The organism is Streptococcus mitis (assembly GCF_047459985.1).
GTDB classification, from domain to species: Bacteria; Bacillota; Bacilli; order Lactobacillales; family Streptococcaceae; genus Streptococcus; species Streptococcus mitis_DZ.
In genome coordinates this window covers 17,243-42,821 of sequence record NZ_JASHHD010000001.1, presented here as the reverse complement: position 1 = coordinate 42,821, position 25,579 = coordinate 17,243, and the positions used below count along the sequence as shown (strand labels likewise).

General features: G+C 39.8%; 25 protein-coding genes, 2 pseudogenes and 3 riboswitches. Of the genes and pseudogenes, 24 read left to right on the top strand and 3 right to left on the bottom strand.

The annotated features are described in order from the left end of the window. The first annotated feature begins 16 nt into the window (after positions 1–16). From QM959_RS00230 to QM959_RS00195, 8 genes and pseudogenes are all read left to right on the top strand, one after another. Entirely contained in the window at positions 17–271 is a 255-nt protein-coding gene (locus QM959_RS00230) for a DUF3165 family protein (RefSeq protein WP_261030631.1), read from the top strand. 583 nt (positions 272–854) lie between these two features. After that, positions 855–2,876: a bacteriocin-associated integral membrane family protein gene (locus tag QM959_RS00225; RefSeq protein WP_414370627.1), complete on the top strand. Its 2,022-nt coding sequence runs from the start codon at positions 855–857 to the stop codon at positions 2,874–2,876. Between the two features lies 1 nt (position 2,877). Beyond that, positions 2,878–3,519, top strand: coding sequence for an ABC transporter ATP-binding protein (locus QM959_RS00220; RefSeq protein WP_000571283.1), 642 nt, complete (start codon positions 2,878–2,880; stop codon positions 3,517–3,519). Positions 3,520–3,728: 209 nt separating this feature from the next. Further along, complete coding sequence (gene murD, locus QM959_RS00215; protein ID WP_414370625.1) at positions 3,729–5,081, top strand: UDP-N-acetylmuramoyl-L-alanine--D-glutamate ligase; 1,353 nt, start codon at positions 3,729–3,731, stop codon at positions 5,079–5,081. 1 nt (position 5,082) lies between these two features. Next, entirely contained in the window at positions 5,083–6,141 is a 1,059-nt protein-coding gene (locus QM959_RS00210; RefSeq protein WP_414370624.1) for a UDP-N-acetylglucosamine--N-acetylmuramyl-(pentapeptide) pyrophosphoryl-undecaprenol N-acetylglucosamine transferase, read from the top strand. A 9-nt stretch (positions 6,142–6,150) separates the two neighbouring features. Continuing rightward, positions 6,151–7,395, top strand: coding sequence for a cell division protein FtsQ/DivIB (locus tag QM959_RS00205; RefSeq protein ID WP_414370622.1), 1,245 nt, complete (start codon positions 6,151–6,153; stop codon positions 7,393–7,395). 37 nt (positions 7,396–7,432) lie between these two features. Further along, positions 7,433–7,582, top strand: a pseudogene (locus QM959_RS00200) (DnaD domain protein); the annotation flags it as partial. 75 nt (positions 7,583–7,657) lie between these two features. Next, positions 7,658–7,774 (top strand): annotated as a pseudogene (locus tag QM959_RS00195) (DNA helicase); the annotation flags it as partial. 211 nt (positions 7,775–7,985) lie between these two features. Here the strand turns inward: QM959_RS00195 and QM959_RS00190 are convergent. After that, entirely contained in the window at positions 7,986–8,306 is a 321-nt protein-coding gene (locus QM959_RS00190; protein ID WP_414370957.1) for a hypothetical protein, read from the bottom strand. 532 nt (positions 8,307–8,838) lie between these two features. Continuing rightward, positions 8,839–9,447 (bottom strand): hypothetical protein, encoded by a 609-nt coding sequence (locus QM959_RS00185; protein ID WP_414370621.1) that lies wholly within the window; start codon positions 9,445–9,447, stop codon positions 8,839–8,841. Positions 9,448–9,735: 288 nt separating this feature from the next. Between QM959_RS00185 and pyrF the strand changes: the two genes are divergently transcribed. From pyrF to thiE (QM959_RS00120), 13 genes are all read left to right on the top strand, one after another. Then, the gene (pyrF, locus tag QM959_RS00180; protein WP_414370619.1) at positions 9,736–10,437 is read left to right on the top strand and encodes an orotidine-5'-phosphate decarboxylase; all 702 of its coding nucleotides are present in this window, start codon (positions 9,736–9,738) and stop codon (positions 10,435–10,437) included. 33 nt (positions 10,438–10,470) lie between these two features. Further along, a complete protein-coding gene (pyrE, locus tag QM959_RS00175) occupies positions 10,471–11,103 on the top strand; it encodes an orotate phosphoribosyltransferase (RefSeq protein WP_033689062.1) in 633 nt (210 codons plus the stop codon). 233 nt (positions 11,104–11,336) lie between these two features. Then, positions 11,337–12,473 (top strand): L-lactate oxidase, encoded by a 1,137-nt coding sequence (gene lctO, locus QM959_RS00170; protein WP_000120716.1) that lies wholly within the window; start codon positions 11,337–11,339, stop codon positions 12,471–12,473. Positions 12,474–12,792: 319 nt separating this feature from the next. Next, positions 12,793–12,881: riboswitch (TPP riboswitch) on the top strand. Positions 12,882–13,096: 215 nt separating this feature from the next. Then, the gene (locus QM959_RS00165; protein ID WP_414370617.1) at positions 13,097–13,765 is read left to right on the top strand and encodes a TenA family protein; all 669 of its coding nucleotides are present in this window, start codon (positions 13,097–13,099) and stop codon (positions 13,763–13,765) included. Between the two features lie 129 nt (positions 13,766–13,894). Beyond that, positions 13,895–14,677: a hydroxyethylthiazole kinase gene (thiM, locus tag QM959_RS00160; RefSeq protein ID WP_414370615.1), complete on the top strand. Its 783-nt coding sequence runs from the start codon at positions 13,895–13,897 to the stop codon at positions 14,675–14,677. A 1-nt stretch (position 14,678) separates the two neighbouring features. Beyond that, complete coding sequence (thiE, locus tag QM959_RS00155; protein ID WP_414370614.1) at positions 14,679–15,308, top strand: thiamine phosphate synthase; 630 nt, start codon at positions 14,679–14,681, stop codon at positions 15,306–15,308. 115 nt (positions 15,309–15,423) lie between these two features. After that, positions 15,424–15,512: riboswitch (TPP riboswitch) on the top strand. Between the two features lie 309 nt (positions 15,513–15,821). Beyond that, a complete protein-coding gene (locus QM959_RS00150; RefSeq protein ID WP_414329909.1) occupies positions 15,822–16,382 on the top strand; it encodes an ECF transporter S component in 561 nt (186 codons plus the stop codon). Next, positions 16,383–17,768 carry an ATP-binding cassette domain-containing protein gene (locus tag QM959_RS00145; RefSeq protein WP_414329911.1) on the top strand — a complete coding sequence of 462 codons (1,386 nt, stop codon included), beginning with the start codon at positions 16,383–16,385 and terminating at the stop codon, positions 17,766–17,768. Between the two features lies 1 nt (position 17,769). Then, positions 17,770–18,420: an energy-coupling factor transporter transmembrane component T gene (locus tag QM959_RS00140; protein ID WP_414329913.1), complete on the top strand. Its 651-nt coding sequence runs from the start codon at positions 17,770–17,772 to the stop codon at positions 18,418–18,420. 10 nt (positions 18,421–18,430) lie between these two features. Then, positions 18,431–19,123 (top strand): thiaminase II, encoded by a 693-nt coding sequence (gene tenA, locus QM959_RS00135; RefSeq protein WP_414370612.1) that lies wholly within the window; start codon positions 18,431–18,433, stop codon positions 19,121–19,123. Between the two features lie 4 nt (positions 19,124–19,127). Beyond that, complete coding sequence (thiW, locus tag QM959_RS00130; protein ID WP_414370610.1) at positions 19,128–19,652, top strand: energy coupling factor transporter S component ThiW; 525 nt, start codon at positions 19,128–19,130, stop codon at positions 19,650–19,652. Next, on the top strand, positions 19,652–20,455 hold the full coding sequence (locus QM959_RS00125; protein ID WP_414370608.1) for a hydroxyethylthiazole kinase: 804 nt from the start codon (positions 19,652–19,654) through the stop codon (positions 20,453–20,455). Before thiW ends, QM959_RS00125 begins: the two co-directional genes overlap by 1 nt. Beyond that, entirely contained in the window at positions 20,448–21,080 is a 633-nt protein-coding gene (thiE, locus tag QM959_RS00120; protein ID WP_414370606.1) for a thiamine phosphate synthase, read from the top strand. The genes QM959_RS00125 and thiE (QM959_RS00120) overlap by 8 nt, the downstream gene beginning before the upstream one ends. A gap of 46 nt (positions 21,081–21,126) precedes the next feature. On the opposite strand, the gene thiD is transcribed toward thiE (QM959_RS00120), so the two are convergent. Further along, a complete protein-coding gene (thiD, locus tag QM959_RS00115; RefSeq protein WP_414370605.1) occupies positions 21,127–21,918 on the bottom strand; it encodes a bifunctional hydroxymethylpyrimidine kinase/phosphomethylpyrimidine kinase in 792 nt (263 codons plus the stop codon). An 83-nt stretch (positions 21,919–22,001) separates the two neighbouring features. Beyond that, a riboswitch (TPP riboswitch) is annotated at positions 22,002–22,099 on the bottom strand. A 183-nt stretch (positions 22,100–22,282) separates the two neighbouring features. Between thiD and QM959_RS00110 the strand changes: the two genes are divergently transcribed. The 3 genes from QM959_RS00110 to QM959_RS00100 are packed head-to-tail and all read left to right on the top strand — an operon-like array spanning position 22,283 to position 25,313. After that, positions 22,283–22,678: a CopY/TcrY family copper transport repressor gene (locus QM959_RS00110; protein WP_414370603.1), complete on the top strand. Its 396-nt coding sequence runs from the start codon at positions 22,283–22,285 to the stop codon at positions 22,676–22,678. A 10-nt stretch (positions 22,679–22,688) separates the two neighbouring features. Beyond that, positions 22,689–23,060, top strand: a complete 372-nt coding sequence (locus QM959_RS00105; protein ID WP_414370601.1) for a cupredoxin domain-containing protein — start codon at positions 22,689–22,691, stop codon at positions 23,058–23,060. A 9-nt stretch (positions 23,061–23,069) separates the two neighbouring features. Next, on the top strand, positions 23,070–25,313 hold the full coding sequence (locus QM959_RS00100; protein WP_414370600.1) for a heavy metal translocating P-type ATPase: 2,244 nt from the start codon (positions 23,070–23,072) through the stop codon (positions 25,311–25,313). Positions 25,314–25,579: the final 266 nt, after the last annotated feature.

Genomic DNA, 25,579 nt, shown 5'->3' with positions numbered 1-25,579 from the left:
CTAGAAAGAGATAAAGATGGTTTATTTAATCATAGGAATCCTCTTATTACTACTCTATGTATTTGCGACACCAGAAAGCATTAAAGGGACAGTCAATATCGTTCTTGTAGTCTTTGCTTTCGTAGCACTTTTGATTTTGCTGATGCTGTCTGTCCTGCAAATCTTTCAGCTACCGACAGAATTCTTTATCGCAATCGCCATGCTCTTTCTAGCATATTTTAGCTTGCGAGATATTACCCTCATGTCGGTCAGTAAAAGTAAAAGAAGATAAAAAGAGAGTTTTGGCTCTCTTTTTTTGTAGAAATTTTACAATAGTTTGAATTGCCTTTTATACTCAATGAAAATCAAAGAGCAAACTAGGAAGCTAGCCGCAGGTTGCTCAAAGCACAGCTTTGAGGTTGCAGATAAAGCTGACGTGGTTTGAAGAGTATTACTATAACATCATCTATTTTACTCAGATAATATGAATGGGAAAAGCTTGAATAAAAACCGCTAGCGATATCTATTTTTAAGGGAACTGTAAAATTTTATTACTAATGATATCTTAGTAAAAAATGTTGACAGGTTATATAGAAAGTGATATATTTATGTCATAAGAAACCGATTTCAAAATAAGAGAGGATTAAACTTGTTGTCTTGGTGTTCAGGGTGTGATGGATTAAACTAGGGAAATAATTCTAAGGATTTATAAAAGATAATACTCAATGAAAATCAAAGAGCAAACTAGGAAGCTAGCCGCAGGTTGCTCAAAGCACAGCTTTGAGGTTGCAAATAAAGCTGACGTGGTTTGAAGAGATTTTCGAAGAGTATAAATCTTTTTCTATAGGGTTATTCTCTTATACAAGGAGTCTACTATGAAGAAACTATTCATATTATTGTCAACTTTTTTTCTCAGCTTCTTCTTTGCTTGGATTATTGTCTTACGTGCGCCACAATATTTATATGCAAGCTATGATTCCGTTTCTTTACTTCGTGTCAAAAAAGATACTCAGGAACCGACACGTGAGGTATTTGAACAGGAATTAGAGAAGTTTGTAAACTCAGAACAGAGTTTAATAGCTAGAAGAATTGTAGAGCCGAGTAAGGATGGGACGACTCACTTTACTTATGCAACTTATGGTCAGGGAACATTACCAAAAGAATTCCAAGAAGCCAGTCAAGAAAGTCGTGAACGTAGTGATCCGCTAAATAGTTATCTCATTTTATCAGGCTCCTTGACGAAAGAAAAGCTAGCCGATAAATTAGGAGATTTGGGTTATAAAGCAGTTGCTGACCGAAAGACACCTCCCTATTCTCTTGCTTTTCGAATTTTACTAAATCCACTTATTTTAATTAGTTTAGCAATATTTGGCTTATCATTCTTTGCTTTAGTGATTATCACTCGGATTAAGGAAATGAGAGTAGCGGGTATAAAACTCTTTTCTGGTCAGACTCTCTTATCCATCATGGGGCATTCTTTATCTACTGATATCAAGTGGCTCCTTCTATCAGCCCTCCTTTCCTTCCTAGGTGGGGGAGTCGTTCTTTTTAGCCAAGGTTTGTTTTATCCTATCTTGTTAGCTACCTATGGTTTTGGGATTAGTTTCTATCTTTTGTTTTTATTGGGGATTTCAATTTTACTAATGCTCCTTTACCTAATGAGTTTGAGTTACAAAGCATTAGTTCCCGTTATTAAGGGAAGATTACCCCTTAAACGCTTGATGGCTTTAACCCTATTGTGTCAGTTAGTAGCTGTTTTTACAGTAGGCTACGCTGTTAAGACGGGTTTGACGTCTTACCAACGATTGAAAGAACTTGAAATCTCAAAACAAGCATGGAAGGATAGAGCAGATTATTATCAAATTTCTTTTGGTTTAGGTGATAGAGGAAAAGATACAGAAAATCTGAATAAGTGGTATGAATTTTCCAAAGAAGCAGTTGAAAAAGAACAGGCTCTATTTGTAAAAGATAATCTCATTCATTTTGCAAATCCTCAAGGAAAAAATGAAAAAGGGGAAACACTGGATACCTATAGTCCAGATGCGAATGTTCTCTATGTCAGTCCAAGTTATTTGGACAAGGAAAATGTGACTGTAAATGATGAGACTAGACAGAAACTAGCTCATCTTCAAAAAGGGGAATTTGGACTCTTATTACCAGAATCTCTTCGTTCACAGGAAGCAGAACTTAAGAAAGTTTTTGAAGAAAGTTTGAACAACTACGGAAAATCAAGCGAGGATGAAAACGCTCCTTTAGATTATGAAATGAGAGCTGTTGTTAGCTATCTTCCAACAGGAGAAAAGCGATTTGTTTATAATAACGGTGAAAGTCCAGTATCCATTCAGTACTTAACCGATCCGATTTTAGTTGTGTTCACTCCTACATCTACAGGTGATAGTTTCATTTCAAAATCTAGTTGGTCTATCAATGCTGGAAAGCAACTCTTTATCAAAGGATATGAGAGTGGACTAGCTCTCTTTAAGGAAGCTGGAATTTATGAGCAAGTATCCTATCTTAAGGAAGGAAGAAGTGTTTATCTAACTCGTTATAATGAAGTACAAACTGAAACAGCAACTTTAATCTTAGGAGCTATTGTGGGGATAGCCAGTTCCTTGTTACTCTTTTATTCTGTCAATCTTCTATATTTCGAGCAATTCCGTCGAGATATCTTGATTAAACGAATTTCAGGTTTACGATTTTTTGAAACGCATGCTCAGTATATGGTTAGTCAATTTGCCAGTTTTGTATTTGGTGCTAGTCTCTTTATTTTACGCAGTAGAGACTGGGTAATTGGCTTACTCACTTTATTAGTCTTTCTAGTTAGTGCAGTTCTGACGCTTTACCGTCAAGCACAGAAAGAATCTCGTGTTTCTATGACAATTATGAAAGGAAAATAGGATGATTGAACTAAAGAATATATCTAAAAAGTTTGGAAGCCGTCAGCTATTTTCAGATACTAATCTTCATTTTGAAGGTGGGAAAATTTATGCCTTAATAGGTACAAGTGGCTGTGGTAAGACAACACTCTTGAATATGATTGGACGATTAGAGCCATATGACAAAGGGCAAATCATCTATGATGGCACCTCTCTTAAAGACATTAAGCCCTCTGTTTTCTTTAGAGATTACTTGGGATATTTATTTCAAGATTTTGGCTTAATTGAAAGCCAGACCGTCAAAGAGAATCTCAATCTGGGTTTAGTTGGTAAAAAGTTGAAAGAAAAAGAGAAAATCTCTTTGATGAAACAAGCTCTAAATCGTGTAAACCTATCCTATTTGGATTTAAAGCAACCTATATTTGAGTTATCAGGAGGAGAAGCACAACGTGTTGCATTAGCGAAGATCATTTTAAAGGATCCGCCTTTGATTCTTGCAGATGAACCAACTGCTTCGCTAGACCCCAAAAACTCTGAGGAATTACTTTCTATCCTAGAATCTTTAAAAAATCCGAATCGGACCATTATTATTGCGACCCACAATCCTCTTATTTGGGAGCAAGTGGACCAAGTTATTCGAGTTACCGATTTATCACATAGATGATATGGCAAGATTTATACTCAATGAAAATCAATGAGCAAACTAGGAAACTAGCCGCAGGCTGTACTTGAGTACGGCAAGGCGACGTTGACGCGGTTTGAATTTGATTTTCGAAGATTATCAGTTAGAAGAAAGAGTCACAAACACACTTTGTGGCTTTTTTATTTCCATAAAAATGGTAAAATAGTAAGAGTAGAAATGGAGTTCGAGACATGAAAGTAATAGATCGATTTAGAAATCAAAAAGTCCTTGTTTTAGGTTTGGCCAAGTCTGGTGAATCTGCAGCTCGTTTATTGGACAAGCTAGGTGCCATTGTGACAGTAAATGACGGGAAGCCCTTCGAGGACAATCCAGCTGCGCAAAGTTTGTTGGAAGAAGGGATCAAGGTTATCACAGGTGGCCATCCTTTGGAACTCTTGGATGAAGAGTTTGCTCTTATGGTGAAAAATCCAGGTATCCCTTACAGCAATCCCATGATTGAAAAGGCTTTGGCCAAGGGAATTCCAGTTTTGACTGAGGTAGAATTGGCTTACTTGATTTCAGAAGCACCGATTGTTGGTATCACAGGTTCAAATGGAAAAACAACCTCAACGACCATGATTGGGGAAGTTTTGACTGCTGCCGGTCAACATGGTCTCTTATCAGGAAATATCGGCTATCCTGCCAGTCAAGTGGCCCAAACAGCGACAGATAAGGACACGCTTGTCATGGAACTTTCTTCTTTCCAACTGATGGGCGTTCAAGAATTCCATCCAGAGATTGCGGTTATTACCAACCTCATGCCAACTCATATCGATTACCATGGTTCTTTTGAGGAATATGTAGCAGCCAAGTGGAATATCCAGAACAAGATGACAGCGGCTGATTTCCTTGTCTTGAACTTTAACCAAGACTTGGCAAAAGAATTGGCTACTAAAACACAAGCTACCGTTATACCATTTTCAACACAGGAAAAGGTTGATGGAGCCTATCTAGCAGATGGTCAACTCTACTTCCGTGGGGAAGTGGTCATGGAAGCAAGTGAAATCGGTGTTCCAGGTAGCCACAATGTGGAAAATGCCCTCGCAACTATTGCTGTAGCCAAGCTTCGTGGTGTAGACAACCAAACCATCAAAGAAACTCTTTCAGCCTTTGGTGGTGTCAAACACCGTCTCCAATTTGTAGATGAAATTAAGGGTGTCAAATTCTATAATGATAGCAAATCAACCAATATCTTGGCTACTCAAAAAGCCTTGTCAGGGTTTGACAACAGCAAGGTCATTTTGATTGCAGGTGGTTTGGACCGTGGCAATGAGTTTGATGAATTGGTTCCAGATATTACTGGGCTCAAGAAGATGATCATCCTCGGTCAGTCTGCAGAACGTGTCAAACGGGCAGCAGAGAAGGCTGGTGTGACTTATGTAGATGCGACAGATATTGCAGATGCGACCCGCAAGGCCTATGAGCTTGCGACTCAAGGAGATGTAGTCCTTCTCAGTCCTGCAAATGCTAGCTGGGATATGTATGCTAACTTTGAAGTACGTGGCGACCTCTTTATCGACACAGTAGCGGAGTTAAAGGAATAATATGAAAAAAATTGTCTTTACAGGTGGGGGGACGGTTGGACATGTCACCCTCAATCTTTTGTTAATGCCTAAGTTCATAGAAGATGGCTGGGAAGTTCACTATATTGGTGATAAACACGAAATAGAACACCAAGAAATCCTCAAGTCGGGTCTAGATGTCACCTTCCACTCCATTGCGACTGGGAAATTGCGTCGTTATTTCTCTTGGCAAAATATGCTGGACGTCTTTAAAGTTGGTTGGGGAATTGTCCAATCGCTCTTTATCATGTTGCGACTTCGTCCACAGGCCCTTTTTTCAAAGGGGGGCTTTGTCTCTGTGCCGCCAGTCATCGCTGCGCGTGTGTCAGGAGTTCCTGTCTTTATTCACGAATCGGACCTATCTATGGGCTTGGCCAATAAAATTGCCTATAAATTTGCGACGAAGATGTATTCAACCTTTGAGCAGGCTTCAAGTTTGTCTAAGGTTGAGCATGTGGGAGCAGTGACCAAGGTTTCAGACCAAAAAACTCCTGAACCCGATGAATTGGTGGATATTCAAACCCACTTTAATCCAAAATTGCCAACGGTGCTGTTTGTCGGTGGTTCTGCAGGTGCTCGTGTCTTTAATCAATTGGTGACAGACCATAAGAAAGAACTGACAGAGCGCTACAATATTATCAATTTAACTGGAGATTCTAGCCTGAACGAGTTGAGCCAAAATCTCTTTCGTGTTGACTATGTGACTGATCTCTATCAACCTTTGATGGAATTGGCTGATATTGTTGTGACACGAGGTGGTGCCAATACGATTTTTGAACTCTTGGCCATGGCAAAATTACATGTCATTGTACCACTTGGGCGTGAAGCAAGTCGTGGTGACCAGATTGAGAATGCAGCCTACTTTGTAAAGAAAGGCTATGCAGAAGAGCTTCAAGAGAGCGATTTGACCTTGGATAGTTTGGAAGAGAAGCTGTCTCACTTACTAAGTCACAAGGAAGACTACCAAGCTAAGATGAAGGCTTCAAAGGAATTGAAATCTCTAGCAGATTTTTACCAATTGTTGAAAAAAGATTTATCATAAGGAAAGTAAATGTCAAAAGATAAGAAAAATGAGGGCAAAGAAATCCTCGAAGAATTTAAAGAGTTATCAGAATGGCAGAAACGAAACCAAGAATATCTAAAAAAGAAGGCTGAAGAAGAGGCGGCCCTAGCTGAGGAGAAGGAAAAGGAAAGACAAGCTCGAATGGCTTCAAAATCTGAAACGTCAGATGAAACTGGGGACCAAGAGAGTGAATCTGATCCAAAAGACCCAGAATCAGCTAAGGAAGAGTCTGAGGAAAAAGTAGAATCCTCAGAGGGTGACAAAGAGGAAGAAGAGAAAGAAAAATCAACGTCTAAAGAGAAGCAGGAACAGGATAAAAAGCTTGCTAAAAAGGCTGCAAAGGAAAAACCAGCCAAAGCAAAGATTCCTGGCATCCATATCTTGCGGGCTTTAACGATTTTATTTCCAAGCCTGCTTTTATTGATTGTTTCTGCCTACTTACTCAGTCCTTATGCGACCATGAAGGATATTCGTGTTGAGGGAACAGTGCAAACTACAGCTGATGATATTCGACAGGCTTCAGGCATTCAGGATTCGGATTATACGATTAACCTTCTGTTAGATAAGGCAAAATATGAAGAGCAGATCAAATCTAACTATTGGGTTGAATCAGCTCAGCTTGTCTATCAATTTCCAACCAAGTTTACTATCAAGGTCAAGGAATATGATATTGTGGCCTACTATGTTTCTGGAGAAAGTCATTATCCAATCCTTTCAAGTGGGCAGCTTGAGACCAGTGCGGTGAGTTTGGTGAGTCTGCCAGAAACTTATATATCAGTTCTCTTTAATGACAGCGAACAAATCAAAGCCTTTACGTCAGAACTTTCTCAAATTAGTCCGGAACTCAAAGCGGCTATTCAAAAGGTGGAACTAGCCCCAAGCAAGGTGATATCAGATTTAATTCGATTGACTATGAATGATTCGGACGAAGTCTTGGTTCCTCTATCTGAAATGAGTAAGAAACTGCCTTATTACAGCAAGATTAAGCCTCAATTGTCAGAACCGAGTGTGATTGATATGGAAGCTGGAATTTACAGTTACACTGTGGCAGATAAATTAATTATGGAGGCTGAGGAAAAAGCTAAACAAGAGGCTAAGGAAGCTGAGAAAAAACAGAAAGAAGAAGAGAAGAAAAGACTGGAAGAACGGCAGAATCAATTGGAAGAAGAGAAGAAAAAGCTGGAGGAAGAAAGCAATCGAAACCAAACGAATCGGCCTTCATCGCGTCGCTAGGGTTTACTTTTCTCTTATTGTTCTTTAGTAAGCTTTTATAGAACTTTCCAAGTCTTTTGATAGAAGTGAAGCCCTAAAAGTTCTTGAACTTGCTGACGAGATAAAGAAAGCTAAAAAAGCTAGATCTTTCAACTACACTTTGAAAATTTTGCGAGAGTGGGCAGAAAATGACATAAGGACAGCAGGACAAGCCGAAACCTTTTATAAAGCCAATTATAATGATATCCCAGAAAAACCTACCAAACCAAGAAAACCAAAAGAAAGCAAGTCCAACGTGCCTACGTGGAGCAATCCAAACTACGTGAATGAAACAGACGAGGAAACTCGTTTAGAATTAGAACGTAAAAAGCAAGAGTTGCTTGCGAAACTTGATAGGGGCATGAATAAGATGATACTAGTAAAGATAGCAGGAACTGCACTTTTTACTAATTTAGTAGCAACTCTTTTCATTATTCTATACCAAACAGGCGCACTTTTTAGCATGATTATAGCCAGTCTCTGGACGGTGGCGTATGGCATAAATTTATATAAAGAAAACAGATAAAACTAAAAAGAATGTAGGGTTTATTTCCCTACATTCTTAAAATAACTTAGTACATAAATGACAATGCTGCTGCCGCCGTCAATATTGCAAAAACTATTTTCCCAATTTTTTTATTTTTTCCAAAAATCTTATCAGGTAACAAGATTAATACAAGAAAGGTAATAAACAACACCAATTTAAGTGTATGTATCATAAAAACACCTTCTTTCTTTACAACAACAACATTATATGATAAAATGTAAGCGAATACAAATAAAAAGGAGTAAGTCATGAAAAAACGAACTATGAAGATTTCCCTACTATTTTTCTCTTTATTTTTAATAAATATATTAGTCCTTAAATTACTATCTATAATTGGATTTAACATGGTTATTACTGAAAATGCTTATTTAATTCCCCCTCTATTTTCAACTGTAATTTTATTGATTATTGAAAAAAATAGAACCGGATGTCATAAAAAAATATAGCTGATATCATAGAATAGAAGAAGTTCTATTGCAAAAACATGTTAAACATTTTAAAGGTAGTAGTCCCATCATAATCTTAGGTGTAACTTATGTTGGTACAAAAGCAATTGTTATTCTGGCAGGTGTTACAGGGTAGGGCGTCTGGGTAGGTTATAATGAGTCTCGACGCTAGTAACTTCGAACATTCCCTAGTTAAGAAAGGTGAAAAAATTATGGAAAAAGATATATATCTAAATAAGCTCATCATGAATTTTATCAGATATTCTATCGGCATATCTATGGTTGCAGTATGTGTTATGGATTTAATGATGGGGAACAAGTTGAATTCTATGTACATTCTTGCAAACCTTGCTGTATTGTATTTTATCAGTGATTAGGAGTTGAAATTATTCGGGGTTAATTTTTGTATAGATGCCCCGATTTTTGTTTTAATCATACAAAAATCACGCATTTTAGGTGCTGAGATGATGATCCTGGGCGCTTTTCAGATAATTTTTTGACATATCTATCACTAGAGAAACCTATAGCGACAAGGCTTTTGGGAGTTTCCAAGATGCTTTCTTTTAGGAAATTATCTTTCCGAAAAATTGGAGTTTTTCGGACTTTTTGTGATACTAAGGCTATATAAAATGAAAAGAAAAAGAGATCAAAAACCTCTTTTTTAGTAGTCTCCGAACCATAATTTTTTTCTGCTTTCTTGCAGAAGTCTTTCAGGAATTTATAGCGCTTGTAGTCTGCTCGCCTTTGCTCTTCGAAAGCTTCCGTTTTATCGTTTACTACGTAACTGTCAGGTTCGATATCTACTCCGCCCACAGTTTTGTAATAGTGCGTAAAGTAAAAATGCGGATAAAAAACGTCGTATTTCAAAGTGCCTTCCCTTGTTCCTACAAATGTAGCTTTATCATACCCAGGGATGTCGATTTCTTCGCTCTCAAGATATTCATCTAGATTTTTATCAGTCACGAAGTCATACGATTTGTATCGTTCAAAAGCAACGGAAACAATTTTATATTTTTTTCTGCGAACGGTTTTTGAAGTCATTCTAAAAAAGAACACTATGAAAATTTGAAGCACAAGGCCAGCCTTTTCGATAGGTCATGGGATTTAAAAGACGCTTTAAAAAGCGTTGCATGTTTTTACTTGACAAGTGCTAGTAGAAATAATAGAATAGTAAAAAACCTTTAAAGCAGTCCAGAGAGGCAGCTAAGGTTAGACGGTGAAAGGGTGGAGACTACCCATTTTTCGTGGAACCTTGCTGTTGGCAGGTTCCTTTTTTCGTGGCTTCTTGTGGCCAGACTCTCTCACTAGCAAAGGTAAAAGGAGAAACCTATGCGAGAACATCGTCCAGTCATTGCTCTTGATTTTCCTAGTTTTGAGGCGGTCAAGGAATTTTTAGCTCTTTTCCCAGCAGAAGAAAGTCTTTATCTAAAGGTAGGGATGGAGCTCTATTACGCAGCGGGGCCTGAGATTGTATCTTACTTGAAAGGTCTGGGTCACAGTGTCTTTTTGGATCTCAAGCTTCATGACATTCCCAATACAGTCCAGTCAGCCATGAAGGTCTTATCTCAGCTTGGTGTGGATATGACCAATGTTCATGCTGCTGGCGGTGTAGAGATGATGAAGGCTGCGCGTGAAGGTCTTGGAAGTCAAGCCAAATTGATTGCTGTCACTCAGCTGACATCAACATCAGAAGCCCAGATGCAGGATTTTCAAAACATCCAAACCAGCCTGCAAGAGTCTGTACTTCACTATGCCAAGAAGACAGCTGAAGCTGGATTAGATGGTGTTGTCTGCTCGGCTCAGGAAGTGCAACTCATCAAACAGGCTACCAATCCAGATTTTATCTGTCTGACACCGGGCATTCGTCCGGCAGGAGCTGCAGTTGGAGATCAAAAACGCGTTATGACACCTGCTGATGCCTATCAAATCGGTAGTGACTATATCGTAGTGGGACGTCCCATTACCCAAGCTGAGGATCCTGTTGCAGCTTATCATGCCATCAAGGATGAATGGATACAGGACTGGAATTAAAGAAATAGATTAGAAAAATAAAAGGAGAATACCATGACACTTGCTAAAGATATCGCTAGCCACCTCTTGAAAATTCAAGCCGTTTACCTCAAACCAGAGGAGCCTTTCACTTGGGCATCTGGTATCAAGTCACCGATTTACACTGATAATCGTGTGACATTAGCTTATCCAGAAACTCGTACCCTAATTGAAAATGGCTTTGTGGAAGCTATCAAAGAAGCCTTTCCTGAGGTAGAAGTGATTGCAGGGACTGCAACAGCAGGGATTCCACATGGAGCTATTATTGCTGATAAGATGAACTTGCCTTTTGCCTATATCCGTAGTAAACCAAAAGACCATGGAGCAGGCAATCAAATCGAAGGCCGTGTAGCTCAAGGTCAAAAAATGGTAGTGGTTGAAGACCTTATTTCAACAGGTGGTTCTGTTCTTGAAGCAGTAGCAGCAGCTAAACGCGAAGGAGCAGATGTGCTCGGTGTTGTAGCGATTTTCAGTTACCAATTGCCAAAAGCAGATAAGAACTTCTCAGATGCAGGTGTCAAACTTGTGACGCTTTCAAACTACAGTGAACTCATTCACCTAGCCCAAGAAGAAGGTTATATCACACCAGAAGGACTCGACCTTCTAAAACGCTTTAAAGAAGACCAAGAAAATTGGCAAAATGCTTAAAACATAGAAAATCAGGTAGTCGCTAGGATTACCTGATTTTGTTTTTAATACTAGAAAATGAAAAGATTATTTGAATTTCCATAACTTAAGAAAGTTTATCATTTCTTATTATCTATGTAAAATGATTGAAAGTATGAAATTTCCAAACAAAATATTTGAAAAGTTTTGAAAAAAGAGTTAAGATATTTTTGTAATATACGAAGTAAACGCTTACTTATTAAGGAGGACAGTTTATGTCATACAAAACAAGCAATGCAGAAGGTCATGTAGATTTCATCAATACCTATGATTTGGAGCCAATGGCGCAACAAGTTATTCCTAAAGCAGCATTTGGCTATATCGCTAGTGGGGCGGAAGATACTTTTACTTTACGTGAGAATATCCGCGCCTTTAATCACAAACTCATCGTTCCTCATACTCTTTGTGATGTTGAAAATCCAAGTACAGAGATTGAATTTGCTGGTGAAAAACTATCTTCACCAATCATTATGGCGCCTGTTGCGGCTCATAAATTGGCAAATGAACAGGGTGAAGTGGCGACTGCACGTGGTGTGCATGAGTTTGGTTCCCTCTATACAACCAGCTCTTACTCTACTGTAGACCTTCCAGAAATTACGGAAGCCCTTCAAGGGACACCTCATTGGTTCCAATTTTACTTTAGTAAAGATGACGGTATCAACCGCCATATCATGGACCGTGTGAAGGCTGAAGGTTATAAAGCGATTGTCTTGACGGCAGACGCTACTGTAGGGGGCAATCGTGAGGTGGACAAGCGTAATGGTTTTGTCTTCCCAGTTGGCATGCCGATTGTTGAAGAATACCTACCAGAAGGTGCTGGAAAATCAATGGACTTTGTTTACAAATCAGCTAAACAACGCCTATCGCCACGAGATGTAGAATTTATCGCTGAATACTCAGGATTACCAGTTTACGTTAAAGGACCACAATGCCGTGAGGACGTTGAACGTTCGCTTGCTGCAGGTGCTTCTGGTATCTGGGTAACCAACCACGGTGGCCGTCAAATCGACGGTGGACCAGCTGCCTTTGATTCACTTCAAGAAGTAGCAGAAGCAGTTGATAAACGTGTACCAATCGTCTTTGACTCTGGTGTTCGTCGTGGTCAACATGTCTTTAAAGCCTTGGCATCAGGAGCAGACTTGGTAGCTATTGGCCGCCCTGTTATCTATGGCTTGGCTCTCGGTGGTAGTGTCGGTGTGCGTCAAGTCTTTGAACACTTGAATGCGGAATTGAAGACAGTCATGCAGTTGTCTGGAACTCAAACTATTGAAGATGTCAAACACTTCAAACTTCGTCACAACCCATACAACCCAACCTTCCCAGTTGATCCTCGTGACTTAAAATTGTATTGATAAAAAGATTGCCTCCACTGAGTGTGGAGGTTTTTGCTTGTGTTTTATACTCTTCGAAAATCTCTTCAAACCACGTCAACGTCCATCTGCAACCTCAAAACAGTGTTTTGAGCTGACTTCGTCAGTCTTATCTACTACCTCAAAGCAGTGCTTTGAGCAACTTGCGGCTAGTTTCCTAGTTTGCTCTTTGATTTTCATTGAGTTTTAAACGTTTTAATAAAGGAAAATCGCATCAAAAACTATATAAATATATTTTCCAATCAAATATCTTGCTAGGGCTTTCATTTTTTGCTATACTGGTGCAGTAATAAAATAATAATAAAGACATTTGGGGTGCTTTAGGCTGAGATGATACCCATTGAACCTGATACAGTTAATACTGGCGAAGGGAAATGTGAACAGTTTTTTCGAATGGCGAAATGAACAATCTAATCTTGTAAGTCAACTCTAATTCTTGATTGTAATTGGAGTCTTTTTGTTTATATAAATTGGATAGGCTTGTTTAGGTAGCTCTCTGCAAATGCCCTCGATTTTCTTTAAAAGTATCAAGTGGAATTACGATTTTGCTTGGTATTTCTTGTTGTTTTATTCATTACTAAGGAGTAAAGAGAGGAAAAGTAAATATGGAAATACAAGACTATGCATTTGAGCCAGGTTTGACTGTTGGAGAATTATTAAAAAGAAGTCAGAAGGATTGGCAAGCTGCAATCGATCATCGTTTTGTCAAGGAACTTTTTGAAGGGACAATTGAGAATAAGGTTTTAAAAGAATACCTAATTCAAGATTATCACTTCTTTGATGCTTTCTTATCCATGCTGGGTGCCTGCGTAGCCCACGCAGACCAGCTTGAATCCAAACTTCGTTTTGCCAAGCAACTAGGCTTTCTTGAAGCGGATGAAGATGGTTATTTCCAAAAGGCTTTCAAAGAGTTAAAAGTATCTGAGAATGACTATCTAGAAGTGGCCTTGCACCCTGTAACAAAAGCCTTTCAGGATTTAATGTATTCGGCAGTGGCTTCATCAGACTATGCTCATCTTTTGGTCATGCTGGTCATTGCAGAAGGTCTCTATTTAGACTGGGGTTCTAAAGATTTGGCTCAACCTGAAGCCTATATTCATTCGGAATGGATTAATCTCCACAGAGGTCCTTTCTTTGCAGAGTGGGTTCAATTTCTGGTTGACGAACTTAATCGTGTCGGGAAAGGTCGAGAAGATTTGACAGAACTTCAACAACGCTGGAATCAAGCAGTTGCTCTAGAATTAGCCTTTTTTGATATTGGTTATGAATCCTAGAGAAAGTTCAGGATGTTGACAAATTTGATGAGGTAAACCATTCAATGTAAATAAAAAAAATTTCTTAAGGAAAGATAGAAATATATCGAAATCAGTAGATCGTAAAAAGTGAAAAGGAAGGATTTCAATATGACAAGTTTAAAATTATTAAAAGAAAAAGCACCCTTGGTCATTTGTATAACCAATGATGTAGTAAAAAATTTCACAGCAAATGGATTAGTAGCACTGGGTGCCTCACCAGCCATGAGTGAGTTTCCTGCAGATTTAGAGGATTTGTTAAAGTATGCTGGAGGTTTATTAATAAACATAGGAACATTGACAGATGAAAATTGGAAATTATACCAAGCTGCTCTGAAAATTGCAGAGAAATATAATGTCCCAGCAGTTTTAGATCCTGTAGCCTGTGGAGCAGGAGAATATAGGAAAAAAGTAGCAGATGATCTAATCAACAATTACAAACTAGCTGCAATTAGAGGAAATGCTGGAGAGATTGCATCGTTAGTAGGGATAAATGTGGCATCTAAAGGAGTAGATAGTGCGGGCGTAGATAATATTGATAAAATTGCTCTAGCAGCAAATGAGAAGTTCAATATTCCAATAGTAGTAACAGGTGAAGTGGATGCTATTGCGGTAAATGGAGAAGTGGTAACGATTCATAATGGTAGTGCCATGATGCCAAAAGTTATCGGAACTGGATGTTTATTAGGGGCAGTGGTAGCAAGCTTTATCGGACTTGAAAAAGGTCAAGAATTGAAATCATTAGAAACAGCAATGTTGGTTTACAATATCGCTGGAGAAATGGCAGAAAAACGTCCAAATGGGCATCTTCCTGGGACATTTAAAGTTGAATTTATAAATGCCTTATACGAGATTACAGATGAAGATGTAAAGGAATTCAAAAGAGTGAAGTAAAATGTTTCATAAAGAATTACTAAAATTATATTTTATTTGTGGAACGACTACTTGCCAAGGAAAAGATTTATATACAGTCGTTGAGGAAGCCTTAAAAGGTGGTATAACCTTATTTCAATTTCGTGAAAAAGGTGAGGGAGCCCTGGAAGGTAAAGAAAAAGTCGAATTAGCAATAAAACTACAGGATCTTTGTAAAAAATATAATGTTCCATTTATTGTTAATGATGATATTGAGTTAGCATTAGAAATTGACGCTGATGGCGTACATGTAGGACAGAATGACCTTGGTGTTGATGAAATTAGAAAATTGATGCCAGATAAAATAATTGGTCTTTCTATAAAAAACAAGGAAGAATTTCAACAATCAAAAGTTGAATATGTAGATTATGTGGGTGTTGGTCCTGTATTTGATACTCAGTCAAAAGATGATGCTGGTGGCGCCATAGGTTATGAAGGTCTTAAATTGATGAGAGAACTATTGCCACAAATGCCCTTAGTTGCAATTGGTGGGATACAGACGCAACATATTAAAGACATTATGAAGACTAATATGGATGGTGTTTCAATCATTTCAGCAATATCATATGCAAGAAATATAGAAAAAACTATTCGGGAAATGAGTGAACAATAGGTATCGATCTAACCAAAGAACGATTTGCTGTCTTTGTGAGTGAAAGGTTGTATTTCCAGTTCAATTTCTTGAACTGGAAAAAATCGTTTGTTATAATATTTATATAATTAAATAATAAAGACATTTGGGGTGCTTTAGGCTGAGATGATACCCATTGAACCTGATACAGTTAAGACTGGCGAAGGGAAATGTGAAAAGGTTTTTTTCGGATGTCGAAAAGAACTGTCTAATCTTGTAAGCTAAACTCTAATTCTCGTTTGTAATTGGAGTTTTTTTGTTTATTAAAAGAGGATAGGCTGGACGTTAATACTCAATGAAAATCAAAGAGCAAACTAGGAAACTAGCCGCAGGCTGCTCAAAGCACTGCTTTGAGGTTGTAGATAAGACTGACGAAGTCAGTCACATATATAGTCCAAGGCGACGTTGACGTGGTTTGAAGAGATTTTCGAAGAGTATAAACCTTTCGGTAGCTCACCTTGAATACCCCACTTTTCTTTAAAAAAGGAGTTTTTTATGTTGAAAAAATGGCAATTAAAAGATGTTATCTTACTTGCTTTCTTGTCTATCTTTTTTGGTGGCGTTTTTGTGGGATCTGGTTATCTGTTTGATATCCTTACTCTGATTTTAGCCCCTCTTGGTTTACAGGCCTTTGCCAATGAAATCCTCTTTGGTCTCTGGTGTATGGCTGCACCTATTGCTGCCATCTTTGTTCCAAGAGTGGGAAGTGCAACGATTGGAGAAGTACTTGCTGCACTTGCTGAAGTCCTTTATGGTAGCCAATTTGGTCTAGGTGCCCTTTTGTCTGGCTTGGTTCAAGGTTTGGGAAGTGAACTTGGTTTTATCGTAACCAAGAATCGCTATGAAAGTTGGCTCTCTCTAACTGCCAATAGTATTGGGATTACGCTTGTTAGCTTTGTCTATGAATACATTAAGTTAGGTTACTACGCCTTCTCCCTTCCTTTTGTTCTTTCCTTGCTTGTAGTACGTTTTATTTCCGTCTTTTTCTTCTGTGCCATCTTGGTTCGTGCTATTGTCAAACTTTATCATCAGTTTGCAACTGGAGGAAAAGCATAGATGGGGCTGGAATTACGGGAGATTCAGTCTTCGATTTTTTCGGAACCGATTGATTTTACTTTTCATGAGCAAGCCTTTACCTTGTTGGTTGGAAGCAGTGGTTCAGGAAAATCCAGCCTCTTTCAAATGATTGCCCAAGTCAGTTCTCTTCCCTATAGCGGTCAAGTCCTGATAGATGGGAGCGAGGTCAGTCAGCTTTCTATCATCGAACGTGTCCAGACGGTTGGTATTCTCTTTCAAAATCCCAATCATCAATTTACCATGGAGAACTTGTTTGAGGAGTTGATTTTTACCTTGGAAAATATTGGGTATCCCGTTCAGGAAATTGATTCTAAAATAGCAGAGGTGGTCCAGCAATGTCGTTGCAAGGAAATCTTGCACCGTCCCATCCATCACTTATCAGGTGGGGAAAAGCAAAAGGCTGCTTTGGCTGTTCTCTTTGCCATGAATCCTAGGGTCTATCTCTTGGATGAGCCTTTTGCTTCTATCGACCGCAAGAGTAGGATAGAGATATTGGAGATTCTAAAAGAGTTGGCTCTTGATGGGAAGACAGTCGTCCTGTGTGACCATGATTTAACGGACTATGAATCCTATATCGACCATATGGTGGAGCTAAGAGATGGACAACTGAGGGAAGTGCTTCAAATTCCTACCTCTGAGACGACACAGGTTGCTTCAAAGGAAGTTGCTTCTAGCCCGGAACTGTTTCATATGGATAGAACGACTTGTGAGCTGGATTATCGCCCCCTCTTTTCAATTGCGGATTTCACATTCTACCAAGGGATTTCCTGTATTTTGGGTGACAATGGTGTCGGGAAATCAACCCTCTTTCGCTCCATTCTTCAATTTCAAAAGTATAAGGGGCACATTATTTGGAAGGGGACAGTCCTGAAAAAGAAAAAGAGTTTGTACCGTGATCTGACGGGAGTTGTACAGGAAGCTGAGAAGCAGTTTATCCGAGCTAGTTTGCGAGAAGAACTGCAATTAGATGGATCTGATTCTGAAAGAAATCAGCGAATTCTCCAAGCTTTACGATATTTTAATCTGGAGCAGGCACTCGATAAGAGCCCCTATCAATTAAGTGGTGGCCAGCAAAAGATCCTTCAGCTCTTGACCATCTTGACCAGTAAGGCTTCTGTAATCTTGCTAGATGAACCTTTTGCAGGTTTGGATGATAGAGCTTGCCATTATTTTTGTCAGTGGATTATGAAGGAGAGAAATCAAGGAAGAAGTTTTTTGATTATTAGCCATCGTTTAGATCCCTTGATCTCTGTGGTTGATTATTGGATTGAGATGACTAGTCAGGGTCTTCGTCATGTGAAAGAAGTGACTATCACCAAACCACTCACATCTCAAAGTAGCAATACCCAAGGGGAGGTGAGATAGTATGGTCAAAGTAGCAACCCAGACACCGATTATCAGTCTCTTCTTGCTGATTTTATCCTTGGAAACATCTTTCATTCCTTCGATTGCTCTGAATCTTTCGGTAGTCGCATTTTGTGTTCTCTTTATGCTTTATTACCGTCGATTTAAGATGTTGGTTTGGATGATTCTGCTTGCCATTTTGCCATCTTTGGCCAACTATTGGGCAGTTCAGTTACATGGGGATGCTTCGCAGGCAGTCATGCTTGGAACGAGGGCCTTTGTGACAGTTTGTATCGGACTTGTCTTTGTTTCCTCTATTTCCCTAAAAGAGCTTCTTTTGTACTTGGCTCAAAAGGGATTATCACGCTCTTGGGCCTATGCCTTGATTGTGGTATTCAATTCCTTCCCCCTCATTCAGCAAGAAATTAAGTCTCTCAAGGAAGCTTGCCTACTACGTGGTCAAGAACTGCATGTTTGGTCTCCCTTGATTTACAGTAAGGTTCTGATGACGGTCTTTAGATGGCGCCATCTTTACTTGAGAGCTCTGTCTGCGCATGGATATGATGAACATGCACAGTTGAAGAATAGCTATCGGACTTTTTATATTCCTAAAAAAACAAAATTAATCTACCTGCTTTTCTTTTTATTGCTTCAAACCAGTCTATTTTTATAAAGGAGTTATTATGGAATTTACAGATATTGCGATGGAATTATCCAAGGAAGCTTGGCAGTCCTCCTTTCATCACCCCTTTGTTTTACAGTTGCAAGAGGGAAATTTAGACCCTGCAATTTTTCGCTATTACTTGATTCAGGATGCCTACTATCTAAAGGCCTTCTCAGAAGCCTATCACCTCTTGGCTGATAAGACTTCAAACCAAGAGATGAAGAGACTCTTGAAACAAAATGCTCAGAGTCTGGTGGAGGGTGAGTTGTTTATCCGCCAACAATTTTTCAAGGAGTTGGAAATTAGCGACCAGGAAATGGAGCAACATCCAATCGCTCCAACCTGCTATCATTATATCTCTCACATTTATCGTCAATTTGAAGAAGCAAATCTAGCCATCGCTTTTGCAAGTTTGCTTCCTTGTCCTTGGTTATACCATGATATAGGTAAATCCCTTAATCTTAAACCATCACCAAACCCTCTCTACCAACAATGGATTGAAACTTATATTACAGATGAGTTAGAGCAGCAGATCAGAGAGGAAGAAGCCCTGGTCAATCAACTCTATCGAGAAAGTGACGAGACAGACAAGCAAAAAATGCTAGAGGCCTTCCACCGAAGTGTCCACATGGAAGCCAAGTTTTGGGAGATGGCTTACCAACATCAAACATGGACGAGTGATTTGCAGTCGTTAGAAAAAGAGAAGAAATAGAAACATGAGAAAGCACCAATTACAAGTTCACAAATTAACCATTTTATCTATGATGATTGCCCTTGATGTAGTCTTTACGCCTATCTTTCGGATTGAGGGAATGGCACCGATGTCCAGTGTAGTCAATATTCTAGCGGGAATCATGATGGGACCTGTTTATGCCTTGGCTATGGCTACAGTGACAGCCTTTATCCGTATGACGACTCAAGGGATTCCACCTTTAGCTCTCACAGGAGCGACTTTTGGAGCCCTTCTAGCAGGTCTCTTTTATAAGTATGGTCGAAAATTTCACTATTCTGCTCTAGGAGAGATTGTGGGAACAGGTATTATTGGTTCTATTGTTTCCTATCCTGTTATGGTTCTCTTTACAGGATCGGCTGCTAAGCTTAGCTGGTTTATCTACACTCCTCGATTTTTCGGAGCAACCTTGATTGGTACAGCGATTTCCTTTATTGCCTTTCGATTTTTAATCAAGCAGGAATTCTTTAAAAAAGTGCAAGGATATTTTTTTGGTGAAAGGATAGACTGATGCAGGCATTGACAAATCCTTTTCCTCTGGGAACAACTTCCCTCATTCACTGCATTACCAATGAGATTTCTTGTGAGATGCTAGCAAATGGGATTTTGACTCTGGGATGTAAACCAGTTATGGCAGATGACCCTCGTGAGGTTCTTGATTTTACTAAGCAAAGCCAGGCACTCTTCATCAATTTGGGGCATTTGTCATCTGAGAAGGAAAAAGCAATCCGTAAGGCAGCTTCTTATGCCACTCAAGTTTCTCTCCCAATGGTAGTAGATGCGGTTGGCGTAACAGCTTCAGTCATTCGTAAGAGCTTAGTTAAAGACCTTTTAGACTATAGACCCACGGTCCTTAAAGGAAACATGTCGGAAATTCGAAGTCTTGTTGGCTTAAAACATCACGGCGTTGGGGTCGATGCGAGTGCTAAAGACCAAGAAACTGAGGATTTACTTCAAGTCTTGAAAGATTGGTGTCAGACTTATCCAGGTATGTCATTCTTAGTTACTGGCCCCAAGGACCTCATCGTTTCGAAGAATCAAGTTGCTGTATTGGAGAATGGCTGTGCAGAATTAGACTGGATAACAGGGACAGGAGATTTGGTTGGAGCCTTGACAGCCGTTTTTCTCAGCCAAGGAAAGACAGGTTTTGAAGCTTCTTGCTTGGCAGTCTCTTATCTCAATATCTCTGCTGAGAGAATAGTTGTTCAAGGAATGGGATTGGAAGATTTTCGCTACCAAGTACTCAATCAGCTCTCTCTCTTAAAAAGAGACGAAGACTGGCTAGAAGCCATCAAAGGAGACTTTTATGAATAGAGAGGCACTTAGACTATATCTGGTAACCAATAGCTATCAAGATTCCTTGGAAAGCTTTCTTGAAAAGGTTGAGACGGCTTGCCGTTCAGGGGTTACCATAGTCCAATTGCGAGAAAAAAATCTCACAACTAATCAATACTATCAACTAGCAAAACAAGTCAAGGAAATAACAGATGCTTATCAGGTACCCTTGATCATCGATGATCGTTTGGATGTCTGTCTTGCAGTCGATGCTGCTGGTCTGCATATCGGAGACGATGAACTACCAGTTTCGGTTGCCCGACAAGTCTTGGGTCCTGAAAAAATCCTCGGTGTCACAGCTAAAACTGTAAAAAGAGCCCTCGAGGCAGAAGAAGGTGGAGCAGATTACTTGGGTACAGGAGCCATTTTCCCAACCACCACCAAGGAAAATGCGCCTATTACCCTGATTTCAACCTTGAAAACAATTTGCCAAACGGTCGCCATTCCAGTAGTTGCTATCGGAGGCTTGACGTCAGAGAATATTGACCAACTTATCGGCACTGGTATAGTTGGAGTCGCTGTCGTCAGGGATCTGATGCAGGCAGAAGATATTGAGGCAAAAACGCAAGCCTTTTTAACAAAGCTAGATGACATTGTTTCCTAATTAAAAACTCTCTAATTCCCTTAAAGTAGGAACTAGAGAGTTTTTCTTAATCTTTAAAAGTTGTATGGTTGACTGGGCCAGAACCATGTCCGAGTTGAGGGGCATCTTGGATGGCTTTTGTGATAAAGGCCTTGGCCTTATCGACTGCCTGGTAAAGGCTTTTGCCCTTGGCAAGTTCAGCCGTAATCACTGCAGCAAAGGTACATCCAGTACCATGGGTGTGACAGGTTTGAATTCTTGGACTTTCCCAGACAAATTCCTCATCCTTGGTAAAGAGGAAATCTTTGGCACCGCCTTCGAGATGGCCACCTTTGATGACCACAGACTGAGGACCAAATTCTTTTAAAATCAGGCGACCAGCACGCTGCATGTCTTCGGGGTCATGGATTGAAAAACCAACAATCTCTTCTGCCTCAGGAAGATTGGGAGTGATAATGGTTGCAAGGGGAAGCAGGTTTGTTTTTAGGTAGGTTCTGGCACTGGTATCAATCAGGGTGTCTCCACTCGTAGCAACCATAACAGGGTCAAGGACGTAGGGACAATCCAGCTTTTTAAGATAGGGATGGATGATTTCCATGATTTCAGTAGTTGCCAACATCCCAGTTTTTACAGCCTGAGGCTTGATATCCGAAAAGACACTATCTAATTGGGCTTTCAACATTTGAGGAGAAACGTGTTCGATTAGCTGAACGCCTCTGGTATTTTGAGCGACAAGGCTTGTCACAACTGCCATTCCATAGACATCTCTAGCTTGGAATGACTTTAAGTCAGCCATAATACCAGCACCACCACTAGGGTCAGTCCCTGCAATGGTCAAAGCAACGGGTAAATAAGTCATCTAAAACCTCCCAACCAACTGAAGTTTGTATTCTTAAGAACAAGCTAGTCTGTTTCAGGAAAGCAATAGAAGACAAGTAGTCCTCATTATCATTTCCACTTCCATCAGCTAGCATTACCTAGATTGAGTCAAAGGGTCTAACAAATGTTAATCTCAGCTTTACGCACCCCTAGTGGTTGTTTTCTTTTTTCTTTAGTATAGCATATTTTTATAGTTTATATAGTAAGATTTGACTGAAAATCCTTTATCATATGGTTAAAATTCAATTTTTTAAAGAAAAGCTTATTTTTATGATTGACAAATGTAGATTTTAAGTGTATACTGATGATTATAATTTACAAATGTAGATTTTGGAGGTGTACCAATGCAGATTTCAGATGCAGAATGGCAGGTCATGAAGATTATTTGGATGCAAGGAGAGCAGACCAGTACGGATTTGATCAGGGTTCTGGCTGAGAGGTTTGACTGGTCTAAATCAACTATTCAGACTCTTTTGGCTCGTTTGGTTGAGAAAGAGTGTCTGACTCGAATAAAAGAAGGCAAGTCCTTTGTTTATTCAGCCCTTTTAACTCTAGACCAAAGTCGAGACTTGCTTGTCCAAGATATCAAAGACAAGGTTTGTTCCCGTAGGATTAAGAACTTGTTAGCTGATTTAATTATAGAATGTGATTTTACTTTGGCTGACTTAGAAGACTTGGAAGCTGTGATTTCAGAGAAGAAATCAAGTGCTGTAACAGAAGTAAGATGTAATTGTATGTAAAGGAGATGTCATGTTAAATTTTATTGTAACTATTGTTTGTATAGCCCTTATTGTGTTTATCTGGTTCTGGTTTTTCAAAAAACCTGAAAAATCTGGACAAAAAGCCCAGCAAAAAAAGGGCTACCAAGAGATTCGGGTGGAAGTTATGGGAGGATATACGCCTGAGTTGATTATCCTCAAGAAATCAGTGCCAGCCCGCATTGTCTTTGATCGCAAGGATCCTTCACCCTGTCTGGATCAAATTGTTTTTCCAGATTTTGGAGTGCATGCGGATCTTCCTATGGGGGAAGAGTATGTAGTGGAAATAACGCCTGAGCAGGCTGGAGAATTTGGATTTGCTTGTGGTATGAACATGATGCACGGCAAGATGATTGTAGAGTAGGAGGACATTATGTCAGAAATTGTGAAAGCAAGCCTGGAAAATGGCATTCAAAAAATCCGTATCCGAGCTGAAAAAGGCTATCATCCAGCACATATCCAGCTTCAAAAAGGGATTCTAGCTGAGATTACCTTTCATCGTGCAACTCCTTCAAACTGTTACAAGGAAATTCTTTTTGAAGAAGAAGGGATTCTAGAACCAATCGGTGTAGATGAGGAGAAAGTCATTCGTTTTACACCTCAAGAATTAGGCCAACATGAATTTTCTTGTGGCATGAAGATGCAAAAAGGAAGCTATACAGTCGTTGAGAAGACTCGAAAATCTCTATCTCTTTTACAGCGTTTCTGGATTACCAGTATCTTTACTGTGCCTCTTGTGATTCTCATGATTGGGATGTTGACAGGTAGTATCAGTCACCAAGTCATGCATTGGGGAACATTTCTAGCCACAACGCCGATTATGTTGGTGGCAGGCGGGCCTTATATCCAAAGTGCTTGGGCCAGCTTTAAAAAGCACAATGCCAACATGGATACCTTGGTTGCTCTGGGAACCCTAGTTGCTTATTTCTATAGCCTCGTTGCCCTCTTTGCTGGGCTCCCTGTCTACTTTGAAAGTGCTGGATTTATCCTCTTCTTCGTTCTTTTGGGAGCAGTTTTTGAGGAAAAAATGAGAAAAAATACGTCCCAAGCTGTAGAGAAACTACTAGACTTGCAGGCTAAAACAGCAGAAGTCTTGCGTGAGGATAGCTATGTTCAAGTTCCCTTGGACCAAGTCAAGGTAGGTGACCTAATTCGTGTTCGTCCTGGTGAAAAGATTGCAGTTGATGGGGTCGTAGTAGAAGGTGTCTCTAGTATTGACGAATCCATGGTAACAGGTGAGAGTCTTCCTGTGGATAAGACAGTTGGAGATACTGTGATTGGCTCAACCATCAATAATAGTGGAACTCTTGTTTTTAGGGCAGAAAAAGTTGGCTCAGAGACTGTTTTGGCTCAGATTGTAGACTTTGTGAAGAAAGCTCAAACCAGTCGTGCGCCGATTCAGGATTTGACAGATAAGATTTCAGGGATTTTTGTCCCAGCGGTTGTCATTTTAGGGATTGTGACCTTTTGGGTTTGGTTCGTCTTGCTCAGGGATAGTGTAGTCGTGCTTGGGGCGAGCTTTGTCTCTTCTCTTCTCTACGGAGTGGCTGTTTTGATTATTGCCTGCCCTTGTGCCTTGGGTCTGGCAACACCTACAGCACTGATGGTAGGAACAGGACGCAGCGCTAAAATGGGGGTTCTCCTCAAAAATGGAACTGTCTTACAGGAAATCCAGAAAGTCCAAACTATTGTCTTTGATAAGACAGGGACTTTGACGGAAGGGAAACCTGTGGTGACAGATATCATTGGCGACGAGGCAGAGGTGCTTGGATTGGCGGCCTCCTTGGAAGAAGCTTCCCAACACCCACTGGCTGAGGCTATTGTCAAGAGAGCGAGTGAAGCTGGACTTGAGTTTCAAACTGTTGAAAATTTCCAAGCCTTGCACGGAAAAGGTGTTTCAGGGCAAATAGCTGGGAAACAAGTCTTACTTGGAAATGCTAAAATGCTGGATAGTATGGATATTTCTAGCGCTTATCAAGAAAAACTAGAAGAACTAGAAAAAGAAGCTAAGACAGTTGTTTTCTTGGCTGTGGACAATGAAATCAAAGGCTTGCTTGCTTTGCAAGATATTCCCAAGGAAAATGCTAAGCTAGCCATCAGTCAGTTAAAAAAACGTGGTCTTAAAACAGTCATGCTGACAGGAGACAACGCAGGTGTGGCGCGTGCTATTGCAGATCAAATCGGAATCGAAGAGGTCATTGCAGGCGTCCTACCAGAAGAAAAAGCCCATGAAATCCATAAGCTACAAGCGGCTGGTAAAGTAGCCTTTGTTGGGGACGGTATTAATGATGCGCCAGCCCTCAGTGTAGCAGATGTGGGAATTGCCATGGGTGCTGGAACGGATATCGCTATCGAGTCAGCAGATTTGGTGTTAACAACCAATAACCTCTTAGGGGTGGTTCGTGCCTTTGACATAAGTAAGAAAACCTTTCATCGTATTCTGCTCAATCTTTTCTGGGCCTTTATCTACAATGTCGTCGGAATTCCGATAGCAGCAGGAGTCTTTTCAGGTGTTGGACTGGCCCTCAACCCAGAACTGGCAGGTCTAGCCATGGCCTTTAGTTCTGTATCTGTTCTGACTAGTTCACTCTTACTAAACTTTAGTAAAATAGATTAAAAGCGGGCTTGCTCGCTTTTTATACTCTTCGAAAATCAAATTCAAACCACGTCAGCGTCGCCTTACCGTACTCAAGTACAGCCTGCGGCTAGCTTCCTAGTTTGCTCTTTGATTTTCATTGAGTATTATTATAAAACAGAAACTAAAAACGTTTTCAAACTGTACTGTAATAGAGAATAAAAACTTCTGAGCAGATTCTTAGTAAAGTCAAAATAAATGTGATAAATTAGTAGAGTAAAAATTTGCTGAAACGTTTTCAAAAATTA

Excerpts from the sequence above, each read along its gene's own strand:
- thiE (WP_414370614.1), top strand. The coding sequence starts at position 14,679 with ATGTTTCATAAAGAATTACTAAAATTATATTTTATTTGTGGAACGACT.
- QM959_RS00145 (WP_414329911.1), top strand. The coding sequence starts at position 16,383 with ATGGGGCTGGAATTACGGGAGATTCAGTCTTCGATTTTTTCGGAACCG.
- QM959_RS00125 (WP_414370608.1), top strand. The coding sequence starts at position 19,652 with ATGCAGGCATTGACAAATCCTTTTCCTCTGGGAACAACTTCCCTCATT.
- QM959_RS00100 (WP_414370600.1), top strand. The coding sequence starts at position 23,070 with ATGTCAGAAATTGTGAAAGCAAGCCTGGAAAATGGCATTCAAAAAATC.
- murD (WP_414370625.1), top strand. The coding sequence starts at position 3,729 with ATGAAAGTAATAGATCGATTTAGAAATCAAAAAGTCCTTGTTTTAGGT.
- QM959_RS00140 (WP_414329913.1), top strand. The coding sequence starts at position 17,770 with ATGGTCAAAGTAGCAACCCAGACACCGATTATCAGTCTCTTCTTGCTG.
- QM959_RS00185 (WP_414370621.1), bottom strand. The coding sequence starts at position 9,447 with ATGACTTCAAAAACCGTTCGCAGAAAAAAATATAAAATTGTTTCCGTT.
- QM959_RS00205 (WP_414370622.1), top strand. The coding sequence starts at position 6,151 with ATGTCAAAAGATAAGAAAAATGAGGGCAAAGAAATCCTCGAAGAATTT.
- QM959_RS00230 (WP_261030631.1), top strand. The coding sequence starts at position 17 with ATGGTTTATTTAATCATAGGAATCCTCTTATTACTACTCTATGTATTT.
- QM959_RS00110 (WP_414370603.1), top strand. The coding sequence starts at position 22,283 with ATGCAGATTTCAGATGCAGAATGGCAGGTCATGAAGATTATTTGGATG.
- thiM (WP_414370615.1), top strand. The coding sequence starts at position 13,895 with ATGACAAGTTTAAAATTATTAAAAGAAAAAGCACCCTTGGTCATTTGT.
- thiE (WP_414370606.1), top strand. The coding sequence starts at position 20,448 with ATGAATAGAGAGGCACTTAGACTATATCTGGTAACCAATAGCTATCAA.
- QM959_RS00225 (WP_414370627.1), top strand. The coding sequence starts at position 855 with ATGAAGAAACTATTCATATTATTGTCAACTTTTTTTCTCAGCTTCTTC.
- QM959_RS00105 (WP_414370601.1), top strand. The coding sequence starts at position 22,689 with ATGTTAAATTTTATTGTAACTATTGTTTGTATAGCCCTTATTGTGTTT.
- pyrF (WP_414370619.1), top strand. The coding sequence starts at position 9,736 with ATGCGAGAACATCGTCCAGTCATTGCTCTTGATTTTCCTAGTTTTGAG.
- QM959_RS00210 (WP_414370624.1), top strand. The coding sequence starts at position 5,083 with ATGAAAAAAATTGTCTTTACAGGTGGGGGGACGGTTGGACATGTCACC.
- QM959_RS00165 (WP_414370617.1), top strand. The coding sequence starts at position 13,097 with ATGGAAATACAAGACTATGCATTTGAGCCAGGTTTGACTGTTGGAGAA.
- QM959_RS00150 (WP_414329909.1), top strand. The coding sequence starts at position 15,822 with ATGTTGAAAAAATGGCAATTAAAAGATGTTATCTTACTTGCTTTCTTG.
- lctO (WP_000120716.1), top strand. The coding sequence starts at position 11,337 with ATGTCATACAAAACAAGCAATGCAGAAGGTCATGTAGATTTCATCAAT.
- pyrE (WP_033689062.1), top strand. The coding sequence starts at position 10,471 with ATGACACTTGCTAAAGATATCGCTAGCCACCTCTTGAAAATTCAAGCC.
- QM959_RS00190 (WP_414370957.1), bottom strand. The coding sequence starts at position 8,306 with ATGTTAAATCCAATTATAGATAGTAATTTAAGGACTAATATATTTATT.
- QM959_RS00220 (WP_000571283.1), top strand. The coding sequence starts at position 2,878 with ATGATTGAACTAAAGAATATATCTAAAAAGTTTGGAAGCCGTCAGCTA.
- thiW (WP_414370610.1), top strand. The coding sequence starts at position 19,128 with ATGAGAAAGCACCAATTACAAGTTCACAAATTAACCATTTTATCTATG.
- thiD (WP_414370605.1), bottom strand. The coding sequence starts at position 21,918 with ATGACTTATTTACCCGTTGCTTTGACCATTGCAGGGACTGACCCTAGT.
- tenA (WP_414370612.1), top strand. The coding sequence starts at position 18,431 with ATGGAATTTACAGATATTGCGATGGAATTATCCAAGGAAGCTTGGCAG.